The organism is Bacillus sp. ISL-18 (assembly GCF_018613415.1).
Classification (GTDB): domain Bacteria; phylum Bacillota; class Bacilli; order Bacillales; family Cytobacillaceae; genus Neobacillus.
Genome location: NZ_JAGGQG010000006.1, coordinates 392,987 through 418,200 on the forward strand (window position 1 = coordinate 392,987; position 25,214 = coordinate 418,200).

Annotated in this window: 28 protein-coding genes; 20 read left to right on the forward strand and 8 right to left on the reverse strand. The window is 39.0% G+C overall.

The window, feature by feature from the left end; all coding sequences use genetic code 11:
• Window positions 1–106 precede the first annotated feature (106 nt).
• Complete coding sequence (locus J7E81_RS11105) at window positions 107–580, forward strand: hypothetical protein (RefSeq protein WP_215042245.1); 474 nt, start codon at window positions 107–109, stop codon at window positions 578–580.
• The gene (locus J7E81_RS11110) at window positions 577–1,077 is read left to right on the forward strand and encodes a hypothetical protein (protein WP_215042246.1); all 501 of its coding nucleotides are present in this window, start codon (window positions 577–579) and stop codon (window positions 1,075–1,077) included. The genes J7E81_RS11105 and J7E81_RS11110 overlap by 4 nt, the downstream gene beginning before the upstream one ends.
• A 117-nt stretch (window positions 1,078–1,194) precedes the next feature.
• On the opposite strand, the gene J7E81_RS11115 is transcribed toward J7E81_RS11110, so the two are convergent.
• A complete protein-coding gene (locus J7E81_RS11115; protein WP_215042247.1) occupies window positions 1,195–1,713 on the reverse strand; it encodes a DoxX family protein in 519 nt (172 codons plus the stop codon).
• A 263-nt stretch (window positions 1,714–1,976) separates the two neighbouring features.
• Between J7E81_RS11115 and J7E81_RS11120 the strand changes: the two genes are divergently transcribed.
• From J7E81_RS11120 to J7E81_RS11130, 3 genes are all read left to right on the forward strand, one after another.
• A complete protein-coding gene (locus J7E81_RS11120; protein WP_215042248.1) occupies window positions 1,977–2,885 on the forward strand; it encodes a YIEGIA family protein in 909 nt (302 codons plus the stop codon).
• A 2-nt stretch (window positions 2,886–2,887) separates the two neighbouring features.
• Window positions 2,888–3,094, forward strand: coding sequence for a capping complex subunit for YIEGIA (locus tag J7E81_RS11125; protein ID WP_215042249.1), 207 nt, complete (start codon window positions 2,888–2,890; stop codon window positions 3,092–3,094).
• 107 nt (window positions 3,095–3,201) lie between these two features.
• Window positions 3,202–3,495, forward strand: a complete 294-nt coding sequence (locus tag J7E81_RS11130) for an antibiotic biosynthesis monooxygenase family protein (RefSeq protein WP_215042250.1) — start codon at window positions 3,202–3,204, stop codon at window positions 3,493–3,495.
• A 145-nt stretch (window positions 3,496–3,640) separates the two neighbouring features.
• Here J7E81_RS11130 and J7E81_RS11135 read toward each other — a convergent pair whose 3' ends face one another.
• Complete coding sequence (locus tag J7E81_RS11135) at window positions 3,641–4,054, reverse strand: GNAT family N-acetyltransferase (RefSeq protein WP_215042251.1); 414 nt, start codon at window positions 4,052–4,054, stop codon at window positions 3,641–3,643.
• A gap of 106 nt (window positions 4,055–4,160) precedes the next feature.
• Here J7E81_RS11135 and pdxR point away from each other — a divergent pair, with 106 nt between their 5' ends.
• Entirely contained in the window at window positions 4,161–5,570 is a 1,410-nt protein-coding gene (gene pdxR / locus J7E81_RS11140) for a MocR-like pyridoxine biosynthesis transcription factor PdxR (protein ID WP_215042252.1), read from the forward strand.
• Between the two features lie 16 nt (window positions 5,571–5,586).
• On the opposite strand, the gene J7E81_RS11145 is transcribed toward pdxR, so the two are convergent.
• On the reverse strand, window positions 5,587–6,288 hold the full coding sequence (locus J7E81_RS11145; protein ID WP_215042253.1) for a polysaccharide deacetylase family protein: 702 nt from the start codon (window positions 6,286–6,288) through the stop codon (window positions 5,587–5,589).
• A gap of 27 nt (window positions 6,289–6,315) precedes the next feature.
• A complete protein-coding gene (locus J7E81_RS11150) occupies window positions 6,316–7,014 on the reverse strand; it encodes a hypothetical protein (protein ID WP_215042254.1) in 699 nt (232 codons plus the stop codon).
• Between the two features lie 267 nt (window positions 7,015–7,281).
• Between J7E81_RS11150 and J7E81_RS11155 the strand changes: the two genes are divergently transcribed.
• The 7 genes from J7E81_RS11155 (at window position 7,282) to J7E81_RS11185 (ending at window position 15,804) form a co-directional block, all read left to right on the forward strand.
• On the forward strand, window positions 7,282–8,556 hold the full coding sequence (locus J7E81_RS11155; protein ID WP_215042255.1) for a VTT domain-containing protein: 1,275 nt from the start codon (window positions 7,282–7,284) through the stop codon (window positions 8,554–8,556).
• 240 nt (window positions 8,557–8,796) lie between these two features.
• Entirely contained in the window at window positions 8,797–11,205 is a 2,409-nt protein-coding gene (gene nirB / locus J7E81_RS11160; protein WP_251028581.1) for a nitrite reductase large subunit NirB, read from the forward strand.
• A gap of 17 nt (window positions 11,206–11,222) precedes the next feature.
• Window positions 11,223–11,552 carry a nitrite reductase small subunit NirD gene (gene nirD, locus J7E81_RS11165; protein WP_215042256.1) on the forward strand — a complete coding sequence of 110 codons (330 nt, stop codon included), beginning with the start codon at window positions 11,223–11,225 and terminating at the stop codon, window positions 11,550–11,552.
• Window positions 11,553–11,584: 32 nt separating this feature from the next.
• Window positions 11,585–12,427 carry a formate/nitrite transporter family protein gene (locus tag J7E81_RS11170; RefSeq protein ID WP_215042257.1) on the forward strand — a complete coding sequence of 281 codons (843 nt, stop codon included), beginning with the start codon at window positions 11,585–11,587 and terminating at the stop codon, window positions 12,425–12,427.
• Window positions 12,428–12,442: 15 nt separating this feature from the next.
• On the forward strand, window positions 12,443–13,231 hold the full coding sequence (cobA, locus tag J7E81_RS11175) for a uroporphyrinogen-III C-methyltransferase (protein ID WP_215042258.1): 789 nt from the start codon (window positions 12,443–12,445) through the stop codon (window positions 13,229–13,231).
• Between the two features lie 311 nt (window positions 13,232–13,542).
• Window positions 13,543–14,700, forward strand: coding sequence for a serine hydrolase domain-containing protein (locus tag J7E81_RS11180; RefSeq protein ID WP_215042259.1), 1,158 nt, complete (start codon window positions 13,543–13,545; stop codon window positions 14,698–14,700).
• A gap of 81 nt (window positions 14,701–14,781) precedes the next feature.
• Window positions 14,782–15,804, forward strand: coding sequence for a DUF3231 family protein (locus J7E81_RS11185; RefSeq protein ID WP_215042260.1), 1,023 nt, complete (start codon window positions 14,782–14,784; stop codon window positions 15,802–15,804).
• 58 nt (window positions 15,805–15,862) lie between these two features.
• Here the strand turns inward: J7E81_RS11185 and J7E81_RS11190 are convergent, their stop codons facing one another.
• Window positions 15,863–16,747 (reverse strand): sulfite exporter TauE/SafE family protein, encoded by an 885-nt coding sequence (locus J7E81_RS11190; RefSeq protein ID WP_215042261.1) that lies wholly within the window; start codon window positions 16,745–16,747, stop codon window positions 15,863–15,865.
• A 181-nt stretch (window positions 16,748–16,928) separates the two neighbouring features.
• Between J7E81_RS11190 and J7E81_RS11195 the strand changes: the two genes are divergently transcribed.
• The 7 genes from J7E81_RS11195 to J7E81_RS11225 all read left to right on the forward strand — a co-directional run bounded on the left by J7E81_RS11195 (window position 16,929) and on the right by J7E81_RS11225 (window position 22,182).
• On the forward strand, window positions 16,929–17,360 hold the full coding sequence (locus J7E81_RS11195) for an RrF2 family transcriptional regulator (RefSeq protein ID WP_215042262.1): 432 nt from the start codon (window positions 16,929–16,931) through the stop codon (window positions 17,358–17,360).
• A 140-nt stretch (window positions 17,361–17,500) separates the two neighbouring features.
• The gene (locus tag J7E81_RS11200; RefSeq protein WP_215042263.1) at window positions 17,501–17,989 is read left to right on the forward strand and encodes a GNAT family N-acetyltransferase; all 489 of its coding nucleotides are present in this window, start codon (window positions 17,501–17,503) and stop codon (window positions 17,987–17,989) included.
• 339 nt (window positions 17,990–18,328) lie between these two features.
• On the forward strand, window positions 18,329–18,748 hold the full coding sequence (locus tag J7E81_RS11205) for a DUF3231 family protein (RefSeq protein WP_215042264.1): 420 nt from the start codon (window positions 18,329–18,331) through the stop codon (window positions 18,746–18,748).
• Window positions 18,749–18,760: 12 nt separating this feature from the next.
• Window positions 18,761–19,339, forward strand: a complete 579-nt coding sequence (locus J7E81_RS11210; RefSeq protein ID WP_215042265.1) for a DUF3231 family protein — start codon at window positions 18,761–18,763, stop codon at window positions 19,337–19,339.
• Window positions 19,340–19,449: 110 nt separating this feature from the next.
• Window positions 19,450–20,652, forward strand: coding sequence for an MFS transporter (locus J7E81_RS11215; RefSeq protein ID WP_215042266.1), 1,203 nt, complete (start codon window positions 19,450–19,452; stop codon window positions 20,650–20,652).
• A 227-nt stretch (window positions 20,653–20,879) separates the two neighbouring features.
• Entirely contained in the window at window positions 20,880–21,860 is a 981-nt protein-coding gene (locus J7E81_RS11220) for an aldo/keto reductase (protein ID WP_215042267.1), read from the forward strand.
• Between the two features lie 148 nt (window positions 21,861–22,008).
• A complete protein-coding gene (locus J7E81_RS11225) occupies window positions 22,009–22,182 on the forward strand; it encodes an asparagine synthase (protein WP_215042268.1) in 174 nt (57 codons plus the stop codon).
• A gap of 44 nt (window positions 22,183–22,226) precedes the next feature.
• On the opposite strand, the gene J7E81_RS11230 is transcribed toward J7E81_RS11225, so the two are convergent.
• The 3 genes from J7E81_RS11230 to J7E81_RS11240 all read right to left on the reverse strand — a co-directional run bounded on the left by J7E81_RS11230 (window position 22,227) and on the right by J7E81_RS11240 (window position 24,813).
• The gene (locus J7E81_RS11230; protein ID WP_215042269.1) at window positions 22,227–24,185 is read right to left on the reverse strand and encodes an elongation factor G; all 1,959 of its coding nucleotides are present in this window, start codon (window positions 24,183–24,185) and stop codon (window positions 22,227–22,229) included.
• Between the two features lie 108 nt (window positions 24,186–24,293).
• Window positions 24,294–24,605, reverse strand: a complete 312-nt coding sequence (locus tag J7E81_RS11235; protein WP_215042270.1) for a spore coat protein — start codon at window positions 24,603–24,605, stop codon at window positions 24,294–24,296.
• 1 nt (window position 24,606) lies between these two features.
• Entirely contained in the window at window positions 24,607–24,813 is a 207-nt protein-coding gene (locus J7E81_RS11240; protein ID WP_215042271.1) for a hypothetical protein, read from the reverse strand.
• Between the last annotated feature and the right edge of the window lie 401 nt (window positions 24,814–25,214).

Here is a 25,214-nt window from a genome sequence, read left to right on the forward strand (position 1 = left end):
TTTGGGATTAGGTATCAAAATTATGTGCTTAACCATTAAAGCAAATAAAGAATATATTTACAGCATAAGAAAACAATAATAGTAAAAATTGTTGGAGCTGGTTTAGATGGGGTTTGCCTTTTATTTCTTTGTCGCTTGGCTGATCACGGTTATTGTTGCAGTTATGAAAAAAAGGCTAACATTTGTTGAGAACGCCTTTGTATTTTTACTAATACTCATTATTAGTATAAATTTCTCCTGGATTATTTCCTCAGAATTAAAACTAGTTAAACTGTCAACAGATCCATTAGATTATACTGCTTTTATGATTAACCGAAGCATCGGAATTCCATTTAGTGTTGTTGTAACGCTTAATCTTATGAAGAGTGTTGATTCTATCGGAAAATCCTTATTTATTATGATTTGTTCCATTATCATACAGGTGATTTTAGTGAAATTGGGAACTAATTTTGACGTTACTAATCGGGAGAATTGGAATATTTTGTACGACATTATCTACTTTACGCTGCTTCACGTTTTTGCGGTTTATTCCTTAAAACTATTTCAGAAGCTTAAACAAAGTGAGGCGATTAGCAAATGAGAATGTGGGAGGATTTTGATAAGAATGAGGTTTCCTTATTGATCATTTTGGCAGTCGCCTATACCGCCTATTTTCTACTGAATAGAAGGGTTAACCGACAAGTTAGAATACTGGGTTTGCTTTGGGGTATTACGATTGGGATCTTATTTGATTTTACCATCGGCGGTGGATTACTGGATTTTTATAGGATTAATGATTCGAATCATTATGAGGTGTCCGATATTTTTTATTATCTAGACTTTGGACCTTTTGGTTTTTTCTTTGTTTATTTCTATGAACGCTTGCACATTCATAAAAAGACTTTTATTTATTTCATAGTAGGAGGGGCCCTTGTTAGTGTAGGTGCTCAGTGGCTGTTTACATGGCTGGATATCATTACCCTTCAGAAAGGGTACCATCTAGTCTATTCCTTTCCCGTTTTCCTAGTTGTACTAACCGCTACGGGTGTTTTTTTTGAACAAGTAAGGAAAAGGGAACAAGTTCTAGTGAAAAGTTAAGTTTGGATTCGTCGACCGAATCGAATGGCTGCCATGGGCCGCTTTTTTAATCTTTGATAAGAGAAAATTGAAAAAGCAATGCGGCTTTGGTCTGTATTGCTTTTTCAATGTAATCAGTTACGCGCTGACTTTTTGTTTTACGTTGCCTGTTTCCTTTTTAGCGATCTTTCTGAAGAATGGAACCACCCAGCGGTCTAAGCCGATTCTACCAGCGTTGTAGCCTGCTGTTAAGATGATGAAACCTAAGAAGATGTCTCTAGGGTTATGAGAAACGGTTCCTGCTAGGAAGAAAGAGAAGTTCATCACAAGACCGAAAAACATAGCAGTAGTTGTTAAGCAACCTAGGATTAAGCCTAAACCGATTAACGTTTCTCCAATAGGTACAATGACATTGAAGATGTCAACATTTGGCAAAGCAATGTGCTTTAAGAAGTCAACATACCAGCCAAATACGACAGCGCCGTCAGGACCTTTTACGGGGTTAGCAATGGCTCCTTTTAAGAATCCAGAAGCATCAAATCCGCCGCTAGTTAATTTTCCAATTCCTGCTGTGATCCAAAAGTAACCAAGATATAAGCGTAAAACAGTTAGGATAACTGCTGAAATTTTATTTTCTCTTAAAAATTTGTTAAACATAAATGATTCCGCCCTTCGTTTTTTGTTTTGTTCTTTATGATTATAATATATACCTTTTCGCAGTTAATAACATGGCTATAGTAATAAGTTCACAGTTTGTTAGAAATGTTTTGCCGGAAATTTGAACACGTCTTTACCATGTTAAAAAATAAACTATAGTAAACGAACTTTGAGAGCGAGTCAAAATTCTCCTTATATTTCTTAATATTTTTTCAAGCTTCTCCAAACAATAGTAAAAAAGGGAAAATGGGGGGAATGCTGAAATGGGCGGTCCGTTAGAAAGGGATCAGGTCGTTCTGATTGTAACATCAATCATTATTGGAACATTGGCTCGTATTATCACAATCAAAGAAGATTTCAGACAGTATCCGAGTTATCCAAATGGCTACTTAATCCATTTAGTCTTAGGGTTTGTTGCGGCAGCATTAGGAGCGGTTGCCATCCCAGCATTAATGACAAAAAACTTTATTGCTGTAACGTTTTTAACATTGGCTATCCAACAATTTAGGGATGTCAGGAAATCGGAACGGGAGAGCTTAAAAGACTTAGAAAACACAGAATTTGCCTACCGTGGTGACGCCTATATTGATGGGATTTCAAAAACTTTTGAATCGAGAAATTATTTTTCCCTATTGGTTGCTTTAGGTACTGGGATTACCATTCAACTTGTAGACAGCAAATCAAGTTTAATTAATATTATTTCTGGTGCCATAGTTGGCTTTATTCTTATTAATGTCTTAAAACGTTTTTCGAAAGGGAAAACGATTGGAGATATTGCTGAAGTAAAAGAAGGGAAAATCGAAGTTAAAAATCATGAGCTATTTGTAGAAGGAATATATGTCTCCAACCTCCTTGGGACAGAAAATGCTTCCAAATTGTTTCAAGAGGAAGGAAGAGCTGTGGTGATTTATCCGAATAAGGAGCATGTCCGTGTCACACTAGAGAATTTTGGTCAACGGCAGGCAGCCCTTTTTGAAGCAACTAAAACTTTAGGCGTTAAGCGGTACCATTTTACTCGCAGAGATTTCAACGACGGACGGGTGGTCATTGCTTTAGTTCCGATCATAAATGATATTGATGGATTAATTGAAGTAGTGAAGAAGACGCCGCTGCTTGAAAGCAGCAAGAAAAGTCCTGCTGTCATGAAGACAAATATGATGGGGAGGGAATAACGGTGGGACGCGAAGCAGGTACAAAAGTGAATTATGATGTCTTGGCGCTTGTAACGTTGAATAAGGATCGAATCATAGGCGGAAAACAGCTAACCTTGTTGGCGAGCGATGAAGAAGAGCAAAAAACGATGACGGCTGATATTGCTAAAGCATTGAAGGCGGATGTGGTGAAGATGACGTCAGGCGATTATTTGGTTATAAGAGGATAAGTAATGAATTAAAGCCTTTATCTTGAAGTATTTGAGATAGAGGCTTTATTATGATTATATATTCTGCGTATGATAACCATATTGGTTAATAGATAGGGGGAAAAAACATGATCTTAGAAGCTGCTATGCTTCAAGTTAAGAATGATATGGAAAAAGATTTTGAGGAAGCTTTTCGACAAGCATCACTCATTATTTCTTCCATGAAGGGGTACATAACTCATGAATTACAGCGTTGTATTGAAGTAGAGGGTAAGTATTTACTTTTAGTGAAGTGGGAAACGTTAGAAGATCATACCGTTGGATTTAGGGAATCCAATCAATATCAAGAATGGAAAAAACTATTACATCATTTCTATGATCCATTTCCAACCGTTGAACATTTTGACCAAATCCCCCTTTGAAATTATAAAAAGGGAAAAAGTTACTATTTCTTATTTATACGGAGTGACTCCTATCAATTTCAAACAAAAGCCTGCGGACAGCGGATCTACGCAGGCCCTTTTCATGACTAGTAATCTTCAGAGACTTCCTCTTGTAAAACAGATTCTATCCCTTCCGTGGAATGATATACCCATTGGTAACTTTATCAAATCCTATATGCGGATAATAGTCCATCGCAGTTGGAGAGGCCAACAACAATAGGGTCACTTCCTCGCCAATTTGTTCTTGTACCAGTCTAACTAATTCCCTGCCAATTCCATGATTTTGATACACCTTATCAACCGCCAAATCAGATAGATAGCAGCAGTAGCTAAAATCCGTGATCGCTCGAGCGACTCCAACCAGTTTATCTTGATCCCAAGCGGTCATGATGAGATCTGCATTTTCAATCATGCGTTCCAAACGTGCTAAATCTTCATAAGGTCTTTTCAGTCCTGACCCTTTAAAAACAACTGATAATTCCTCCGGTGTTATTTTTGCATCTACCTTAAATTCGATATTGGCCATCTTACCTTCCATCCCTTCCTCGTTTATATTTTTGATTATATTTAATAGCTGATATGCCTGGAAGTGTCAGTTATAATATATTTAACCATGCCAGTTTCTTGTGGGAAGGAGGAATCAGATGATTGAGGTGACCGTCGTTTTAGAGAACAAAAGTGGCGAACCCTTATATCTGCAACTCTACAACTATTTTAAACAGGAAATTCAAAGTGGCAGCATTAAACCAAGGGAAATGCTGCCATCGAAACGAAAACTTTCTCTGCATCTTGGAATTAGTCAAAATACAGTCGAAACCGCGTATCAACAATTATTGGCAGAAGGGTATGCGGACAGCGTTCCACGAAAGGGAATCTTTGCAAATGAAATAAATTCGGATTTGATTCTAAAACCGAGTAAGGACTCATCAAGAAATTTGAAGGTTCTTAATGAGGAAAGTGAGCCGTATATTATTGACTTTAGCCATGGGAAAATTGCGCTAGAACATTTCCCTTTTACTAGTTGGCGAAGGTTAACCCTTCAAAGCCTCTATGAAGAACAGAGTTCTTTTTTCTTAAATGGTGATATTCAGGGGGAGTTACCGCTTCGCGAAGAAATAGCGAAATACGTATATCACTCAAGAGGAGTAAAGTGTTCACCGGAACAAATTATTTTGGGGGCAGGAACGCAATATTTAATGGGATTAGTAACGATGATGATTGGCAGAGATGCCATTTTTTCAATGGAAGACCCGGGCTATCATCGAACAAGGGAGGCATTTAAAGATCAAGGGGTGAATTTAATACCTATCCCACTCGATGAAGACGGGATAAGCATGAAACATTTATATGAGAGTAAGGCGCAAATAACCTATGTCACGCCTTCCCATCAATTTCCAATGGGGATGGTCATGCCTATTACAAGAAGAATGGAATTGTTAAAATGGGCGGAGGAAAAGGACAGGTACATCATCGAAGACGATTATGATGGCGAATTCCGATATAGAGGAAAACCGATTCCCTCCTTGCAAGGGTTAGACCCGTATGGAAAGGTGATTTATTTAGGAACCTTTTCTAAATCTTTGATTCCCTCAATTCGAATTAACTATATGGTGTTACCAATGACATTACTTAAAAAGTATCACGATCACTTTTCCCTTTATAAGCAGACGGTGTCCCGTTTACATCAACACACATTATGGAATTTTATGAAAGAAGGACATTGGGAAAGGCATCTAAATAAAATGCGAACGGCTTATCGAAAAAAACAACAAACATTAATCAGCTCCATTAAGAAACATTTAGGTGACCATGTCAGAATGATTGGGGATGATTCAGGGCTGCACGTATTAGTAAGTGTTCAAAATCCTATGTCAGAAAAAGAATTAATCGAAAAAGCTAGAGAGGAAAAAGTAAAAGTCTATCCGACTTCTGTTTATTACCAGGATTTGAACTCAAACAAAGGACCAATGGTTTTATTAGGTTTTGGCGGGCTATCTGAACATGAAATTGAACAAGGTATTTTATTATTAAAGAGGGCCTGGAACTTATACTAGATTCCAAGCCTTACGATCAATTCATTTCCTGAAGCTCATTTACGGTAACAAATTTGTAGCCTTTATTTGATAGTGTTTGTAAAATTCCCTTAATGGTTTTTTGTTCTTCACCGGATTTATCATACATCGGGTGAATTAAGATAATCGAACCAGGCTTCACCTTTTTATCCACATCATGTATTTTATCCGTTGAGGAAGAATAGTAACTGTCTGGTTCGATACTCCATGTGATTGTATCCCGATCATGTTTGTGTAAGTAGTAGGGTAATCCCACAAGTTTTTTACCATTCGGAGGGCGGAAATCAATTTCACCTTGAAAGCCTGCTTGTCGAATTAATTGGTCTGTTTTTTCAATTTCCTCTTGAATGAAGGATGGGGATTTAAAAACCATTCGCTGATGAGAATAAGAATGATTGCCAATTTGATGTCCTGCTGCAGCGATTCTTTTTGCTTCAGCTAGATTTTTTTCAATTTCCTGTCCAATTAGAAAAAAAGTTGCTTTTGCGTTGTATGCCTTTAATAGTGGTAGAATGTCTTCTACATTTTTTGTTGGCCCATCATCAAACGTTAACGCAACGACCTTTTGCTTGGTGCTTACCTGGTAGGTTAGTCCCCCGAACAACTGAATGGTTCTGGAATTCATTAATTTATAGGTTCCAAATAATAAAAAGATTACAATCAGGACGATTATGCCCATTACTGCTAGTTTCTTTCTCATAGTTCACCGTTTCTTTTTTAAAATAATTTATTTACGGAAAAAATCTTCAATTTCATTTGCTAGGGTCGCGGTTTCATTGGGAAACCAGTAATAGGTATAGCCATCATACTGCAGGTTTTGCAGGTAAGCAATTGCTTCTCCTGTATAAAAGACGACCTGGTAAAATAGGGGATCACCCTTTTCTGTGTTCGGCTGGAAGTTTGGGGATTCTTTGCTGTTCTTAAAGATCTGAATAAAGTGTGATATTTGCTCGGAATTGTTTAGTTCAGTTAATCGTTCCTTGGTGTTTGACGGTTGGAGTTGGTAGATTTCAATTTTAACCACCTTGTCGATTGGCATATCTTGAAAACGCCACCGGTATTTTTTGCCCTCTCTAGAATAGTAAACACTGTATCCCTTGATGGAATCTGAAGATTTTAGGGCAATAATATCTGATTCTCCTTTAAGTGAATAAATAGGTGTGCCTTTTTCGTGAAAAGCAGCATCACCATCTTTCGTTTTATATTCTGGATCGGAAACATGGTCGGCTACCTGAAACTTTACCTCACCGATTTTCTTGTCAAGAAAACTTTCATCTGCTAACACCCCGTTAAATATCCCATCATACTCCACTCCGTTCCACTTCACAAAGTCCACCCAGTCAATAGCGATATCTTGGTAGAGAGAGGAGCGGCAGCCTGTTAAGATCAACATTAACAGTAGACAAACACTTAGCATTTTTCTCACTTTATCACCTCTTATCTTTATAGACGAATTTTATAAGTTTTCGTTCCCTTTTCGAAGCAATCATTACTCAATCAAAGTTAATTTTTACATGACCCAATTGGGTAGCCTAGTAGTAGTTGGTGAGGAACTTGTCCTTTTTCTTAATAATGGATTAATAATCCGTTAAAATCCGAAATATATTCCTTTTCCGTGATACATTGTTTAAGAGAAACAAGGGAGGGTAAGTAAATTATTATTAGCCCTTTTTGATACTTTGGAGGCATTTAGATGTCATACTTAATCACATTATTTGAACAACACAGTTATTTGATCTTATTTTTGGGGATTTTTTTAGAGCTGATGGCATTTCCTATATCCGGTGAATTTTTAATGAGCTATGCAGGCTATTTTGTCTATCAAGGAAAAATGAATTATCTTTTGGCCCTTCTGACCGTCCTGTTTTCAGGCGGAGTTGGGATTACTGCTACTTATTGGATTGGACGGGCAGGAGGATATAAGCTTATTGAAAAATACGGCAAGTATATTCATCTTGGTCCAGAGAGGTATCAAAAAACAGCTGCCTGGTTCGAGCGGTCAGGAAGTAAATTATTGATTTTTGCTTATTTCATTCCAGGCATCAGGCATTTTACTGGGTATATTTCTGGGATTTCGCGAATGCCCTTTCGGAAATTTATTATTCCAGCCTATATGGGTTCGTTTTTATGGGGATTATGTTTTATCACGTTAGGAACTGTGTTGGGACCACGCTGGGAGGTTTTTCACCAAGCGGCAAGAAAGTATTTTATTATTTTTATCATTGTTTTTGCAATAGTGATGGCAGGGTTTCTCGCTTTCCGATTTTATAAAAATAGCATTAAAGAATTCTTTATTCACTTTTTAACTAGTTTAGTGCATCGCCTGAAGACCATTAGAAACACAGAGATTTTTCTCATTTTCCTCACGATCGCCTTAATTGGGTTGGTCGTCCTCATGCTGGGGATGGCGCAAGACTATTTATATGATGAGTTTACACCGTTCAATGAACTGGCTGAATATCTGGTTCATACCTCTGTTTATAGTGGATGGCTCAAGGGATTTTTAGTTTTTCAATCACCGTATGCAGTAGGAGTCATGATAGCCGCTGCTATTTTCCGTATCTGGCAGAGAGACAAGAATAGGGTGCTAGAATACCTTCTTCTGATTGTTTCGATTTTAGGAGTGAGGATCTTTCATGAAACCATCATGCGAATTTTTTCGAAGCTGGAAATAACAGGGTTTGTAGGGAAATTCCATTCGGCAAATTTTCCAGATATTAATGCTGCTCTATTAATCGTATTGTATGGTACTACTATATTTTTATTGGTCCGTCATTCAAAAAAGAATTACTTTCCTATCAGTATTTCGATTATCGGAGTCATCTTATTAATTGGTACCGCTGGGGCCAATCTTGAAACGACCCATGTCCTTCCGAGTGATATCATTGGGGGATATGTCTATGGCGGAGTCTGGATGTTTTTTAACTTTTTGTTATTTGAAATGTTTCGGCTTATGGTTGAAAGGTAACCAAATAGTATTATTTGTCTCAAAAATCTCCGCCTCGAAGGTGGAGATTTTTCCTTTCATTTTGTCATCTCCTGATTGAAGAGATGAAATCGTTATCAATGCATTAGATACAGGATTTCTTGAAGCATTAGAGTTTTAAAGCAATAAAATAGCGTGATAGAAAACCTTCCAAACTTATGTAATTAAAGCTCCCATCATGATATAAAATACACATGCAACAGTTTAGGGAGGGAATTACACTTGATTAAACAAAAACTAATACTTGTAGGAAATGGTATGGCAGGGGTTCGTGCCATTGAAGAAGTGCTGAAACTTAACCGGGAAGATTTTGAAATTACGATTTTTGGAAGTGAACCATATCCAAACTATAACCGAATTCAGTTATCAACGGTTTTACAAGGAGGTACTTCCGTTAAGGATATCACCTTAAATGACAATCAGTGGTATGAGGACAACGGAATCACTCTTTTTATCGGGGAAACTGTTGTTTCCATTGATAAGGAAAGACAAGTGGTTATGACTGATAAAGGAAGAGTCGAACCGTATGACAAATTGATCATAGCAACCGGATCGAATCCGTTCATGCTGCCGTTACCAGGGGCAGATAAAGAAGGCGTGACAGCTTTCCGGAATATCAAAGACTGTGAAAAAATGATTGAATATTCAAAACAATATAAAAAGGCTGCCGTTATTGGTGGAGGACTACTTGGACTTGAAGCCGCTCGTGGATTATTAAATCTAGGGATGGAAGTCGACGTCATTCACATCTTCGACTACTTGATGGAACGACAATTAGACCGTTCCGCCGGGAAACTTTTACAAAAGGAACTAGAAAAACAGGGAATGAATTTTCTACTAGAAAAACATACCGCTGAGATTCTCGGTAAGAAACAGGTAACAGGCGTAAAATTTAAAGATGGCAGTAAGATTAAAGCCGATTTGGTTGTCATGGCGGTTGGAATTAAGCCTAATATTGAATTAGCTCAAAAAGCCGGTATATCTGTTAACCGCGGAATAATCGTGAATGATTATTTAGAAACGGATACTCCTGATATTTATGCAGTCGGGGAATGTGCAGAGCATCGCGGTACGGCCTACGGCTTAGTAGCACCTCTTTATCAGCAGGCCCAAGTGTTAGCAAAGCGGATCTGTGGAATAGAGGAGGAAGGTTATCAGGGTTCCGTCCTTTCAACTCAGCTAAAAGTATCCGGTGTTGAGGTATTCTCATCTGGAAAAATCAATGAGGATGAGGATACAAAGGTATATAAAATGTACGATGATTGGAGCGGGGTTTATAAAAAAGTTCTAATTGAGGATGGGAAAATCGCTGGCGCTGTACTGTTTGGCGATACCAAGGATGGGAATCAACTCTTAGGTCTCATTAAAAAAGGTGCAAGTATCGAGGAGTATTTAGAGAGCTCAAAAAGTCAATCGTCAGAGGTTAGTCTTGTTGCCGAGATGGCCGATGAAGAAATCATTTGCGGCTGTAATGGTGTCAGCAAAGGTACCATTATGGAAGCGATTCGAACTCAAGGTTTAACTTCGGTTGACCAAGTAAAGGGCTGCACCAATGCTTCCCGTTCATGCGGCGGTTGTAAATCATTAGTGGCCGATTTGTTAGCCTGTACACTAGGTGACCAATTTAAAGCGGATGAAAAAGAAGCGATTTGCAGCTGTACAACATTATCCCGCGATGAAATTGTGGAGGAAATTCGTGCGAAGCGCTTGACACATATCCGTGAAGTGATGAATGTCTTAGGTTGGAAAGCAGATGGATGTTCCAAGTGTAAGCCGGCGCTCAATTACTATCTGGGAATGATTTATCCAACAGAGTATCAGGATGAGAAAGAAGCCCGGTTCGTAAATGAAAGACTGCATGCCAATATCCAAAAGGATGGCACTTACTCTGTTGTACCGAGAATGTATGGTGGAGTAACGACGTCTGAAGACTTACGAAAAATTGCGGACGTTGCCGATAAATACCAAGTTGGCACCATCAAGGTGACGGGCGGTCAGCGAATTGATTTACTCGGTGTGAAAAAAGAGGATTTACCGAAGATATGGGCAGAACTTGATATGCCATCTGGAGCGGCTTATGCTAAAGGGCTTCGAACTGTAAAAACTTGTGTTGGTGAAAGTTACTGCCGCTTTGGTACACAAGATTCGATTGGTTTAGGAATCCGATTGGAAAAGAAATTCGAAGGCTTAAACACTCCTCATAAAGTGAAAATGGCGGTCTCCGCTTGTCCAAGGAACTGTGCCGAAAGCGGGATTAAAGACGTTGGCGTTGTTGGTACGGATGGGGCATGGGAAATGTATGTAGGTGGAAATGGCGGTACCCATCTTCGTGCAGCTGATTTGTTGTTCAAGTTCAAAACGGATGATGAGCTTGTCGAAATGATCGGGGCATACCTCCAGTATTATCGTGAAACAGCTAATTATTTAGAAAGAACTTCTGCCTGGGTGGACCGACTAGGACTTGATCATATAAGGGAAGTCCTTTCGGATGCTGAAACGGTAAAAATGTTGAACTTCCGTATTGATGAGGCACTTTCGATTGTTCAAGACCCATGGAAAGAAGCCATTGAGAATAAAACACTTTTAAGAGACCTTTATGAGACGGTAAAAATTCCAACAGGTGTTAAATAGAAGGGGAGTTGCATTTTATGGAAGAGACAATTAGACGCGTTTTTATAGGAAGTACAGAAGATATGCCGAGAAAATTAGGAAAAACAACCGTTATTGGAAATATGGAAATTGCTGTTTTTCGATTAGAGGATGGAGACATTCGCGCCATTGAAAACCGATGCCCTCATAAAGGGGGCGTCCTTGCGGAGGGGATCGTCAGCGGAGAGTTTGTATTTTGTCCCATGCATGATTGGAAAATTTGCGTAACCGACGGGAAAGTTCAAGCACCTGATATAGGATGTGTCAAATTCTTCCCTGTAGAGGTTATTGAAGATCAAGTGTTTATTTTAGTAGATGAAGAGAAGTAAATACTCTTTGTATTGTAAAAGGAGTGAAGCTGTTGTCATTAGTTAGTCCTAATCAAGTAATTGAAAGTATGATTCAGTCTGGGGAAGCCAAAGCAAAATTACCTGTTAGTGATTTATTAATCCGAGGAGCACTTTCTGGTGCTCTGCTTGGATTCGGTACCACATTAGCCTTTACAGCCGAAGTGCAGACAGGAATGGGGATTGTTGGGGCAGTGCTATTTCCAGCGGCCTTTGTGATTATCATTCTACTCGGGCTAGAATTGGTCACCGGAAGTTTTGCGCTCCTTCCTGTGGCTGTCTTGGGGAAAAAGGCTACTGTCGGTCAGATGATAAAGAATTGGTTATGGGTGATTGTTGGACATATTTTAGGAAGTATTATCTACGCACTTTTATATATCATTGCTATTACTCAACTCGGGCATGTAAATAACAACCCAGTCGCAGCGAAAATCATTGCTGTAGCGGAAACCAAAACATTGGGTTACAAGAACCTCGGCACAGACGGATTAATTGTAGTTTTTGTAAAAGCAATGTTATGTAATTGGATGGTTACTCTGGGGGCAGTGATGGCCATGACCACTAAGTCAGTGGGTGGAAAAATTGCCGCCATGTGGCTGCCAATCTTAATCTTTTTTGCACAAGGGTTTGAACACGCGGTTGTCAATATGTTTGTTATTCCAGCCGGTATGATGCTTGGTGCACACGTGACATTAGCTGATTGGCTGTTATGGAATCAACTTCCAGTAACAGTTGGAAATCTCGTTGGAGGATTTCTATTTACAGGTTTAGCCTTATACTTATCACATAGAAAAACAGCGTCAAAGATGATTTTGGAAGTGCCAAAAACAACTAAAACAGCAGCAAGTCGGAAATAGTAAGGGGGCGGTTTTATGGGGAAGGCCTATATCGTTGGAGCAGGTCCTGGTGACCCGGAATTAATTACGGTAAAAGCATTAAAATGCATCCAAATGGCAGATGTCATTCTTTATGATCGTCTGGTGAACCGTGATTTGCTAAGGGAAGCAAAACGAGATTGTGAGATTATCTTTTGTGGGAAACAACCGACACAACATACAATGAAACAGGAAATAATTAATGATCTATTAGTTCAATTTACAAGCCAGGGAAAAACAGTTGTTCGCTTGAAAGGCGGAGACCCATTTGTATTTGGCCGGGGTGGCGAAGAGGCCGCAGCTTTAGCGGAAAATGGGTTACAGTTTGAAGTGGTTCCCGGTATTACGTCTGGGATAGCGGCACCTGCGTATGCGGGAATTCCGATTACACACCGGGAATATGGCAATTCATTTGCTGTTGTAACAGGCCATTGCGCCAAAGGTAAACCTACCGACATTGATTGGAAAAGCTTGGGGAAAGCCGTTGATACGATTGCGATCTATATGGGGATTGGCAACCTTTCATATATTTGTCAGCAGCTGATTAGCCACGGAAAAACAGAACATACACCTGTGGCGGTAATTGAGCAGGGGACATGGGCAGAGCAGCGAACGGTTACAGGAACCTTGAGTTCTATTGGCGATGTTGTTGAAAAAGAAGGCGTGCAGAACCCGGCCATGATTGTGGTAGGTGAAGTGGTTCGGTTTCGTGAAAAATTGCTTTCGTTACAGTGCAAGGCTTCGGTACCTAATATTGTAACAAGTGAAGAAGTAATGGCAATGTAATAGGTAGTAGAGTAGAGGAGAAATCAAAAATTTTCTCCTCTTTCTTGTTATGTAAATCATACTTTTTGAATTTTGGTTAATTTAACAGACACTGGAAATAACTTATGTTGACAGTAAAAACAAAACAATTTACATATGTTATTTTAGTATCTTTTAATAGATTCAAGCAATCGATGGTCATATCTTCGCTTCCTTTTCCTAATATGGTGTTGGTGAGTTTTTTGTATTTTAAGAAAAATCGGTTAATGAATCTATAAATCTGCTAACAAATAAGTTACTATAATAGTAAAAGTGTGCAAAGGAGAATTCGCATGAAAACAATCCATCATTTACAGCCATTACTAAGAAGTTTTGTAGAAAAAGGACCAGCGGGATGTGCATGTTCTGTCTATCATCAAAATGAACAAGTCTTTGAAGATTATGTCGGTTATGCTGATCTTGAAACAAAGAAACCAATTACTCCTGATACCATTTATCGCATTTATTCGATGACCAAGGTAGTTACTTGTGTTGCCGCATTAAAGTTATATGAACGGGGATTATTTCTATTGGAGGATCCGCTCGAGGAATATCTTCCAGAATTTAAAAATCCTCAAGTATATCGTGAAGGAAAAAGTAGGGAAGTTTATGCAACACCTGCAGCAAAATCGATTCGAGTAAAAGACCTGTTCACCATGACCTCCGGGTTAACGTACGAAGGAGAAGCTAATGAAACGGAACGTCAAGTAAATAAAGCAATGAATGATTTTCGGAAAAAGGGTACCTTTACCGTTAGAGAGCTCTCCAAGACTTTAGCCAATATCCCGTTAGCTTTTGATCCTGGAACACAATGGCGATACGGTCTGAGTCATGATGTGCTGGGAGCCTTCATTGAAGTGGTGTCAGGCAAAACATTTGGCCGATTTTTACAGGACGAAATTTTTCAACCGCTTTCAATGGAAGATACATTTTTCAAGATTCCTGACGATAAAAAGGAACGTTTATCTAGTTTATATGATTGGAAGGAACCAGGCAATCTGCAGAAAAATAGTAAAATGGATGTAGAATTTCAACAGGGCACGCTATTTGAAAGCGGGGGTGGAGGTCTGTTGTCGACTTTGAATGATTATAGCCGCTTCGCTCACATGCTGGCCAATGGGGGATTATTCGACGGTGAACGAATTCTCGGAGCAAAAACGGTCGAATTAATGGGCATGAATCACCTTCTGCCAGAGCAAGTACCAACATACAATTGGGAGCACTTGAAGGGTTATGGCTATGGTTTAGGGGTAAGGGTGATGATGAACCCGCCACTTGCGGGAAGCAATAGCTCCATTGGTGAATTCGGCTGGATGGGAATGGCGGGAACCTGGGTCATGATTGATCCAAAAGAGCAGCTTTCTGCGGTTTATATGCATCAGCTATTGCCCAATTTTGAAACCTACACTCAGCCTAGACTGCGAAATGTTATTTATGGAGCAGTAGTGTAAATTAGGTTATTAACATTATTTCGGAATAGTTTTGTAATAAATTGGTAAAAATAGGCTTATAACTGGTAAAGGAAGAATGTTATGGAGCCTACCCGTATTCAACTTACTGCTTCTGAAATATCAAGTCTTTGGACTCAATATATGTTTAATTCGATGTCTATTTGTTTTATTAAGTATGCATTAGAACATCTCGAGGACCAAGATATTATTGAGATTTATCAATTTTCGCTTGAGCTTTCTGAACGGCATGTTCAAAAAGCGGCAGAGTTTTTTAATGGTGAAGATTACCCGATTCCACAGGGGTTTACAGATCAAGATGTAAACATTAAAGCCCCGCGTTTGTTTCAAGACCCTTTCTACCTTTATTATATGTATATTATGTCTTTGCAGGGGCTGACAGGATATGCCCTTTCTGTTGGTACTTCCATCAGAGCGGACCTGCGTAAATACTATATCGAATGTAATAAAGAAACCATGGATCTTTTTGAAAAAACAATTGATACGATGCTGACAAAAGGAATTTACTCGCGCCCGCCTATCATTCCTGCACCGGAATCGGTTGATTTTGTAAAACATCAAAGTTTTTTAACAGGCTGGTTTGGGCAACGACGTCCATTGACTGGCATGGAAATTGGAGATATCACCTTTAATATGAATAAAATGCATATGCATGTAGCCCTTAAGGTTGCGTTTAGTCAAGTGGTGGAATCCAAAAAGGTGCGCCAATTTGTTAAAAGAGGTGCGGAAATTTCCAATAAGCATATTGCCGCATTTGAACAAGTATTTCGGGAAGATAAACTGAATTCTCCTATCTCATGGCAATCCTATGTGACGAATTCAACCGTTTCCCCTTTTTCTGATAAATGGATTATGTATCAAATCCTCCTCTCTTCCCAAGTTGCCGTTGCCTTTTATGGATCGGCTTTAAGTGTAACGAATCGAAGGGACCTTGCTGAAAAATATGTAGGACTCTCGAGTGAATTAATTAGATTTGCAGAAGACGGGATGAATTTAATGATTGAGCTCGGTTGGTTGGAAGAGCCGCCGAAAGCAGCTGACCGCCGGGCACTCACACAAGGAAAAAAGGAAGGCATTGATGGTTAAATAAATGGGAAATAAAAACCCATCATGAGTATTTGGACTCCTGATGGGTTTTTCCTCTTTAATCTGCTAGTTGTTTACGATAGCTATTTCTTTTGATTTTTACACTTACATTAATAACGGCCGCGAGCCATAGGACGGCTAGGAATAGGTAGGTGAATAGGCTTACGGTGTGAGAGGCTTGTAAGGCCCCCAAAAGCGTTCTAATATTAGTGATGATAATTATTCCGCCCACTAGCGTTCCTAACAGGTTTGTTGGAATAATCTTAACTAAAAAAGCAGCGATTGGAGCAGCGATGATTCCGCCAATCATTAAGGCAATCACCCATTGAATATTTATTTGAGTCCATCCTAATGTTAATAAGAACCCTAATGTCGAGGAGACCGCAATCGCAAATTCACTTGTATCAACTGATCCAATGACTTTTCTTGGCTCCATTTCGCTGCTAGTTAACAAGACCGGTGTGGCTATTGGTCCCCAGCCGCCTCCGCCTGTGGCATCGAAAAATCCAGCGATAAAGCCGAGAGGAATCAATTGCTTTTTTCCTAATTTTTTACCCGACAATTTACTAGTTGGATTAAATTTAAACAAAAACCGATAAATCACATAAACACCTAACATGAATAGAAAAATGGATACATAGGGTTTTATAATATCCCCTGGGATACTGCCTAGAAAACAAGCTCCGAGAAAGGCCCCGATTGAGCCAGGGATGATTAATTTATAAACCACGCTTTTATCTACGTTTCCAAACCGAATGTGAGATACACCTGATGCTGCAGTTGTTACAACCTCTGCCATGTGGACTGAGGCCGAGGCGACAGCTGGTGCGATTCCAAACATAAGCAATAATGAAGTGGACGTAACTCCATAGGCCATCCCGAGAGATCCATCTACTAACTGCGCTGCTAGCCCAATTAGGGCAAGTACGACTAACCTCCTCATAAAAAACTCTCCTTTTTATATATTTCCTGAATAGACTAGTTAAGAGGAATAAATAAACTCATTGTAATTGTCGACTAATCCAATCAAGTTTCTAACTTACGATATGAACGGACAAAATTTTGGGTTCTTTTTAATAGTAAAAATGGGTAATTGCCTAGATATATAGAAGGAGCGGGGTAAGATGAAAATTTCCAGTCGGGGAGAATATGCCTTACGGGCACTGATTTGTTTGGGGAAAAATGAACATGACCTTACATCCATTGGGGACATATCAGAACAAACGTTAGTTCCGATGAATTATTTAGAACAGCTTCTGCTTCAGTTGAAAAGAAATGGCTATGTGCAAAGCAAACGAGGGGTGAACGGGGGATATAAGCTGAGTAAAACTCCCAGTGAAATTATCATTGGTGAAGTGATTCGTAATTTAGAAGGACCCTTGGCTCCAATGGGGTGTGTTAGTATTACTTCTTATGAGAGCTGCCCCCTTGAGGAGGGGTGTCAATTAAAACCTTTATGGGCTCTTGTTCGGGATACTGTGGCGAAGCTATTAGATCAAACAACCTTAAAGGATTTATTGGACGGAAACGGATATGCTCTTGACAAACTAGTTTAGAAGCTTGAAAGACTTTTAATGACCTCTATAAAGTTTGTGAAGATGGTTAAAAACGAAGGGAGAACACTTGTCATGGAGTAAAAACTAGCGGTAAAATGGATTGAATCTAGTATTCATGTTTAATCTTGGAGGAAAACAGCATGGTGAATATACGGAACGTTAAAAAAGAGGATTTAGCTGATATAGTTACCTTAGAAAATAGCTGCTTCTTAAAAGCAGAGGCAGCGTCAGAAGAAGCCTTTAAAAAGAGAATCGAAAATATACCGGACAGTTTTTTTGTGGCGGAAGAGGAGGGGGCCATTGTAGGTCTCATTAATGGACCTGTTATCGAAACCGCCTACATCACAGATGATTTATTCAATGATACCAAATGCAATCCGAATACGGGTGGACATCAAAGTGTATTAGGCTTAGCAGTGTCTCCTGATTATCAAAATCGTGGGATTGCAGGAGCGTTACTTGCTCAGTTAGAAAAAGACGCCAAAAACAAACATCGTGAAACCATCACTCTAACCTGTAAAAAGGATTTGGTTTGCTTTTATGAGAAACATGGATACGTTAATCAGGGAGTTTCAAACTCCGAACATGGTGGAGTAACTTGGTACAATATGACTAAAAACTTGAGTTAAGACTGCTACTAAAAATGGTTATCCCCGCATACACACCTGCTAAAAATATCATTAGAATGACTATGAGATGAAAGATAATCCAGTCCCATCACCCAAATCGAAACGATTCGGAATCAATCGGCTTTCGTAGTGGCGGTGGGACTTTTTTTGTCTAATTAATTCTCCGAAAATAATATCTCCAATCGATCACTTTAATCAAATGCGCTTAATTAAAATAGATGGTTTTACAATAAATGGAATATCGACTAAGAGCGAAGTAAATAATATAGCGGAATGTATTATTATCGGGAAAAAACGGCTGTTCCCTTAATTACACGAGACCTTTATAAGGAGGACGTATTGGAAATCAACCATAATATCAAATTGACGGGCCCTGAAATTACAAGCTTATGGACACAATATCAATCGGATTCATTAAACCTGCGAGTTAATACCTATATGCACCATCACTTGGAAGAAGAGAATGAAGCCATAAAGTTGATCTTTCAAGACGCGATTGCCAGTTCGGAAAACAACCTTCGGGAGATAGAAAGTTTTTTTAATAGAATACATTACCCTATCCCTCAAGGGTTTACAGAGCATGATGTCAATATTGATACACCAAAGTTGTTTTCCGATCATCTATGCCTAAAATATCTTCATGAAATGACGATACATGGTCTTTCCGCCTATTCTGTCGCTTTGACCGTTTCTACCTGTGGGGAGATGAGGAAGTTTTACGAAGATAAAGTCCATGACACCATTAAACTATACAATTAAACAATTGATGTATTGCTAGAAAAAGGTCTATACCACAGACCGCCCTATCTGCCAATACCGGTTGGGATCGATTTTATTAAAACAGAAAATTTCTTTAATGGTTTCTTTAGTGACCGGCGGACCCTAAACGGACAAGAAATAAGTAATGTTTTCTTTAATTTGAAAAAAAGTATCATCACAAAAGCGCTGATAACAGGCTTTTGTCAGGTGGCAAGCTCCAAAGAGGCACAGAAGATCTTGAAGAAAGCCTTGGGAATTAAGCAAAAACATATTGACTTATTTAGTCAAATTTTAACAAAAGATCAGCTCCCGGCTCCGCCATTATGGGATTCTGATGTAACAGATTCTACTGTTCCTACTTTTTCAGATAAGTTAATCATGTACCTGACAGGATTCCTATTTGGAACGGCGATTGCCTATTATGGTGCGGGGCTGGGTACGACAATGAGATCTGATTTGGTTTTAAATTATGAACAATTTATTCTAGAGGACCTTAAATTTGCCGAGGATTGGACAGACTTAATGGTCAAAAATCAGTGGTTAGAGCAACCTCCAAAAGCAACAGATAGAAAAAAATTATCGGAAAGCTAAGTTTTTATTTATTTCTTTTTTCGAATATTTCGGAAGTGAAAATAAATTTATTTTATGGTAAGATGGCACATATGAAATGAAATTATAGGCTTCACTGGAGATGGATAAGCATGCTATTGTGGAAACGTAATTTATGGGTACTTTGGATTGGAGTCTTTTTTACAGCAGCAAGTTTCTCCATGGTCATCCCTTTCTTGCCGATTTTTCTTTTGCAACTAGGAGTTCATCAACACACTGAAATGTGGTCTGGGTTATTGTTCAGTTCGGCTTTTTTTGCCGGCGCACTTTCCTCGCCATTCTGGGGCAGGATGGCTGACAAATATGGTAGAAAACCGATGATTGTCCGCGCTGGTTTTGCTCTTTTTGTTATTTATACTTTAATGGCCTTCGTTACAAATCCGTATCAGATTTTGGGCTTAAGGATCCTTCAAGGATTGTTAAGTGGTTTCATTCCAGGAGCGATTGCGTTGATTGGGACCAATACACCCGGAAACAAAGTGGGGTATGCATTATCGATGATTTCCACTGCTTCTGCATCCGGAGGTATCATTGGACCGCTTCTAGGCGGAGGGATTGCTGACTTAGTTGGAAATCGCTGGGCTTTCGCTAGCGCAGGTATCATTGTTTGTTTGTCGACACTGTTAATCATCTTTTGGGTAGTAGAGGAGAATTTTACCCCAAGTAAAGGGAAGGGTTCCGTTAAAAAGGACATTAAAGTAGCAATAAACAACCGGCCGTTTTTATTAGTACTCATCCTAACTTTGGTCACTAGCTGTTCTGTCATGACGATCGAACCGGTACTCCCTTTATATATTGTCAAATTGGGCGGTTCTTCAGAAAATGCATCCTTCCTAGCTGGGGTTGTATTTTCTCTACCTGGGATTGCCAGTGCCTTATTTGCCCCTTATTGGGGAAAATGGGCTGATAAAGTGGGGTTCCAACGAGTTTTATTTATCGGACTGCTCGGTGGCGGCATTGGTACTTTAGCTCAAATTGTTTTTACACATATTTGGGGCTTTTCAATGATTCGTTTTGTGTACGGAATTTTCTTTTGTGCCGTGTATCCTGCCTTAAATGGGCTTGTTGTAAAATCAACTGCTGAAGATTTCCGAGGAAGGGCGTTTAGTTTAAATCAAACGGCAAACCAATTAGGCGGAATGGTTGGTCCTATGATTGGCGGTTTTCTAGGTGGAATATTTCCTGTCTATAGTGTCTTTATCGTCACGGGTGTATTGCTTTTGATTGCAATGGTTACCGTTTATTTGAATGCACGTGACTTAAATAGTCCAGTAAAGAGAAAAGCGGTTTCTTAATAATTAAATTAGGCGTATGCAGGAAAATGGGTCATCGAGTGTGGTGGCTCTTTTTTTATGCTGCTTTTTCAATTTCTACCTTTTAATAAAAAAAGGTAGAAATGTTAGAAGAAAATCTAAGTAGACATTATACTTTAGGTACGGCATGAATATAGTAAAAAGTATGTGAAAAGTAGGGGTTAAATTCTTATTTAACTCATTACAAACAGAAAGGCAGGTACATAAAGATGGATTATGTAAAACTAGGGAATACAGGTATGGATGTTTCCCGTCTTTGTTTAGGCTGTATGAGTTTTGGGATTCCGGAGCGAGGAAATCATCAATGGGTACTGGATGAAGAGAAGAGCCGTCCGATTATTAGAAAGGCACTCGATTATGGCATTAATTTCTTCGATACTGCGAATGTATACTCAGATGGGACAAGCGAAGAAATTGTGGGCCGGGCTTTAAAGGAATTTGCTAACCGGGATAAAATTGTTATCGCAACCAAGGTTCATGGCCGGATGCATGAGGGACCTAATGGGGGCGGGCTCTCCCGTAAGGCGATTATGAGTGAAATTGATCATAGTCTTAAAAGACTCGGCACTGACTATGTGGATCTTTATCAAATTCACCGTTGGGATTATGACACCCCAATAGAAGAAACGATGGAAGCACTGCATGATGTTGTAAAGGCTGGAAAGGCTAGATACATTGGCGCTTCGTCGATGTATGCATGGCAATTTCTAAAATCATTGCATGTTGCTGAAAAAAATGGCTGGACAAGATTTGTCTCGATGCAAAATCATTTAAATCTTTTATATCGAGAAGAGGAGCGAGAAATGCTGCCACTTTGTAAGGAAGAAAAAATTGGTGTCATCCCGTGGAGTCCGCTCGCGAGAGGAAAGTTAACACGTGACTGGGAGGAAACAACTTCACGTTCTGAGACAGATGAATTTGGTAAAACCCTTTATGCCACAACTGCTGAAGCAGACAGTCTTGTCGTCAACCGAGTGGCGGAATTAGCTTCCAAACGGGGAATACCTCGAGCCCAAGTAGCGCTTGCTTGGGTATTGCAGAAAGAGCCTGTTACAGCGCCAATTATTGGTGCGACGAAAATGGTTCATTTGGAGGATGCGGTCGGGGCACTTTCCGTACAGCTAACACCAGGAGAGCTTTCGTTTTTAGAAGAACCATATGTTCCTCATCCTGTCTTGGGCTTTCAATAATCCTTAACCATCCTACTTAGATGGCTTAGACAAAATTAGTACGTTAAAAAATCCTTGCGCAGCGTCGCATAAAGTATAATCCTATTACTGAAGCAAACAATAAGGTTGGTGTTATTTACACCAAATTGAGGATGTGGAGGGAGATTACATGAACGTACGTGAAGGCTTAATTCCTACTGCATTAGGGACTGCTGTAACCGCAACTGGTTATGCTCTTAAGCAGAAACGAGGAACCAATAAAATGATCGCAAATACTGTATTTGGATTTGGTTTAGCACACGTTGTCTTAGGTGTAATCGACCTTGTAGAACATCGTCATTAAAAAAGAAGGCGCAGCAGAAAAAACTGCTCGCCTTCCTTTTATTTTTAATCGTCCAAACAATGCATATAAGCTTCCGCTTGATCCCATGTAATGGAATAGTTTTGTCCTTTCGAACAGAAAATGGATGTCGAGGTGTATTCCGGATCGGCATCCTTATTATATTGAAATCTTTCAATGACTTCTTTCTGGTTATGGCATGGATAATAGCCACCAACTACTAGATTCAGGCTTCCTTTCCCTTGAGTAAGGGAAGCAAACTTAGGGCCATAGTTCATAAAGGTGGCAACCGGTACTTTTCCAGTTAGAAAAACTTTGTTTCCCTCTGTAATTGGCGTGTGAAAGCTGCCATGAGCTTGTTGAAGATCTGTCAGAACCTTACCCATATGATCTAAATCTACTTTTATCTTAAAAAAGTAAAATGGTTCAAGCAAGACGTTTTCCGCTTTTTCTAAACCTTGCCGCAATGCACGATAGGCTGCCTCTCGAAAGTCGCCGCCAGAAGTATGTTTGTTATGGGCTCTACCGGTAACAAGTGTGATTTGAATATCTGTGAGAGGGGAACCAGTTAATATCCCATGATGTTCTCTTTCAAATAAATGCGATTGAATGGTATTTTGGGTTCCAACCGTCAGGTGATCTGTGTGGCAGATGCTTTCAAAGAAGGTGCCGCTATTTCTTTGAGCAGACTCAAGTTTAAGATGGACTTCAGCATAATGTCCTAATGGTTCAAAATGGCCGTACCCCATAACCACTGAATCAATTGTTTCTTTATATAATATTTCTGGTTCTCCGAAATGGACGTTAAGGTTAAACCGTTCCTTCACCACTTGCTGGAGGACCTCGAGTTGAATGATCCCCATTACATGAATATGAATTTCCTGTGACCGTTCTTCCCATGTAACGTTAAGTGCTGGATCTTCAGCGTTAAGGATATTAAAAAAACGTAAGACTTCTTTTACATTGAAGCTGGAGTCATGAATTACTTTGGATTTCAAGGCTGAGATCATTTCAAAATTTGCTTTTTTCATTAAAGCACCTAATCCATCTCCGGACGAAGCTTCAGTGAGACCTGTTACAGCAAATAAGTCTCCTGCCTCAACATGCTCAACAGTTTGAAATTTAGTACCGTTGTAAACTCTTATTTGGGTTATTTTTTCACGAACAATTTTGTCTTGTGATTTATAGGTTATTTCGTTGCGCACTTTTAATGTTCCGCTTAAAGCTTTAATAAATGTAATTCTCGATCCTTTTTCATCATAGCGAATTTTATAGACAGTTCCTGCAAAAGCTTTCTCATTGTTAAAACTAGTTTCGGTCACTTGGTTGACTTTTTCCAAAAGATTCTCGATACCGGTTCCCTGAAGGGCCGAACCGTATGTACAAGGGAAAATTTGATTGTTTCTAAAGAGTGTTTTCATGGTACTGAACCAAAAATCAGGATGATATCCGTCTTCCATGTATGTATTTAATAAGTCTTCATCTCGTTCTGCGATACATTCAATCAGTTCTTCACTCATATTATTCTGAATCAACGTATTTGTAATATCACAAACATCCTTTGTTAATTGGGTTCGAATTTCTTCTATTATTTTTTGTGGATCTGCACCAACTCGGTCTATTTTATTAATAAAGAAAAACGTTGGGATCTTATGCTGTTGGAGAAGCCTCCAAACGGTTTCTGTGTGTCCTTCGATTCCTTCTACGGCACTTACAATAATAATGGCAATATCCATCACCTGAATAGACCGTTCCATTTCAGGAGAAAAGTCGACATGTCCAGGTGTATCAATTAAGTAATAGGTCGAACCCATATAAGTGAATATCGCTTGATCAGCAAAAACAGTTATTCCTCTTTGCTTTTCAATTTCATGGGTATCCATAAAGGTATCTTTATGATCGACCCGGCCTTTATGTCTGATGGTATTTGTATAGTAAAGCAATTGCTCAGCCAATGTTGTCTTACCTGCATCGACATGAGCAAACAATCCAATTGTTTTTTTCATGGTGTAACCTCACAAAATCAAAGCAATTTTAGTTCTATTATATCAAATCAAGTGAAAGACTCTATTAAAAAGACCAAATCTTATTGACTTGGTCTTCGCCGATTTTATTTATTGTTGTTGCTGTTGCTGCTGTAAGTTTATTGCTGTTTGTGAAGCTTGGATGTCCATCTCTAATTGTCTAGACATGTCATCTGGATAATAATAGCCTTTTGAAATCATGTAATTAGAAATTTGTTCATGAGTTTTGATTGCATCATTTAGGTATTGTGTTAAAGTATCTCTTACTTCCTTAGTTGATGTTTCTGTAATGGCAAGAGCAAGATTTTTAATTCCTGATTTTGCTGAGATTAAAAAATCGGTCGCAATCACTTGGTCAGTCATTCCGCCCATCCCCGCCATATTTTGCATTGTCTGATTCATTTTATTGGACACCTCTATTCGTAATAAATTCTTGTAAACGTTGAACCTGCTGCTTAGTTGCTGTTACATCTGCATTCAGGATGTTCCCTAATTCCTGGTCTTGAACAAGTGCTCCCATTGCTGTAGCTTTGGTTAAGCATAAGTTTTTAAACATTAATAACTCATGAATTTCATGTGTCTCATGAAGTCCCATATATTTTGTTTCCATTGATTTCACCCCTTTCACACCTAGTTATCATTTGCGTTTTATTGAACTTAAATGATTAGAAAAAAGTGGTACCGCTTTCGATTCCGTTTATGGAAAAAACTGTTATTGAAACAAGGGTATAGAGATGTTATTATAAGTAAGCTTTCTCGTGAGACAACGTATTTAACACTCACGAAGCATTGAAAAAAACTTTCTATTGTTTTGAAACACACAATGTGTTAAGATAGGAAAGTCGCTCTTCCAAAGAGTGGGTAAGTCAATCGAAATTGGAAATAATTGATGATTGATAGATTGTTAGAAATGCGATAAGATAGTATTCCTGTCGCTTTTGGTGACATTGTTCTTTGAAAACTAAACAAACAAAAACGTCAACAAACAATAAATTATCACGTTTCTTCTAT

Bases quoted from the DNA above. Each gene is read 5' to 3' on its own strand.
- J7E81_RS11120 (WP_215042248.1), top strand. From the start codon at position 1,977: ATGGGCGGTCCGTTAGAAAGGGATCAGGTCGTTCTGATTGTAACATCA.
- J7E81_RS11215 (WP_215042266.1), top strand. From the start codon at position 19,450: ATGCTATTGTGGAAACGTAATTTATGGGTACTTTGGATTGGAGTCTTT.
- J7E81_RS11190 (WP_215042261.1), bottom strand. From the start codon at position 16,747: ATGAGGAGGTTAGTCGTACTTGCCCTAATTGGGCTAGCAGCGCAGTTA.
- J7E81_RS11110 (WP_215042246.1), top strand. From the start codon at position 577: ATGAGAATGTGGGAGGATTTTGATAAGAATGAGGTTTCCTTATTGATC.
- pdxR (WP_215042252.1), top strand. From the start codon at position 4,161: ATGATTGAGGTGACCGTCGTTTTAGAGAACAAAAGTGGCGAACCCTTA.
- J7E81_RS11235 (WP_215042270.1), bottom strand. From the start codon at position 24,605: ATGAATCAGACAATGCAAAATATGGCGGGGATGGGCGGAATGACTGAC.
- J7E81_RS11185 (WP_215042260.1), top strand. From the start codon at position 14,782: ATGGAGCCTACCCGTATTCAACTTACTGCTTCTGAAATATCAAGTCTT.
- J7E81_RS11135 (WP_215042251.1), bottom strand. From the start codon at position 4,054: ATGGAAGGTAAGATGGCCAATATCGAATTTAAGGTAGATGCAAAAATA.
- J7E81_RS11130 (WP_215042250.1), top strand. From the start codon at position 3,202: ATGATCTTAGAAGCTGCTATGCTTCAAGTTAAGAATGATATGGAAAAA.
- J7E81_RS11180 (WP_215042259.1), top strand. From the start codon at position 13,543: ATGAAAACAATCCATCATTTACAGCCATTACTAAGAAGTTTTGTAGAA.
- J7E81_RS11225 (WP_215042268.1), top strand. From the start codon at position 22,009: ATGAACGTACGTGAAGGCTTAATTCCTACTGCATTAGGGACTGCTGTA.
- J7E81_RS11105 (WP_215042245.1), top strand. From the start codon at position 107: ATGGGGTTTGCCTTTTATTTCTTTGTCGCTTGGCTGATCACGGTTATT.
- J7E81_RS11230 (WP_215042269.1), bottom strand. From the start codon at position 24,185: ATGAAAAAAACAATTGGATTGTTTGCTCATGTCGATGCAGGTAAGACA.
- J7E81_RS11240 (WP_215042271.1), bottom strand. From the start codon at position 24,813: ATGGAAACAAAATATATGGGACTTCATGAGACACATGAAATTCATGAG.
- J7E81_RS11220 (WP_215042267.1), top strand. From the start codon at position 20,880: ATGGATTATGTAAAACTAGGGAATACAGGTATGGATGTTTCCCGTCTT.
- J7E81_RS11200 (WP_215042263.1), top strand. From the start codon at position 17,501: ATGGTGAATATACGGAACGTTAAAAAAGAGGATTTAGCTGATATAGTT.
- nirD (WP_215042256.1), top strand. From the start codon at position 11,223: ATGGAAGAGACAATTAGACGCGTTTTTATAGGAAGTACAGAAGATATG.
- J7E81_RS11115 (WP_215042247.1), bottom strand. From the start codon at position 1,713: ATGTTTAACAAATTTTTAAGAGAAAATAAAATTTCAGCAGTTATCCTA.
- J7E81_RS11195 (WP_215042262.1), top strand. From the start codon at position 16,929: ATGAAAATTTCCAGTCGGGGAGAATATGCCTTACGGGCACTGATTTGT.
- J7E81_RS11155 (WP_215042255.1), top strand. From the start codon at position 7,282: ATGTCATACTTAATCACATTATTTGAACAACACAGTTATTTGATCTTA.
- cobA (WP_215042258.1), top strand. From the start codon at position 12,443: ATGGGGAAGGCCTATATCGTTGGAGCAGGTCCTGGTGACCCGGAATTA.
- J7E81_RS11145 (WP_215042253.1), bottom strand. From the start codon at position 6,288: ATGAGAAAGAAACTAGCAGTAATGGGCATAATCGTCCTGATTGTAATC.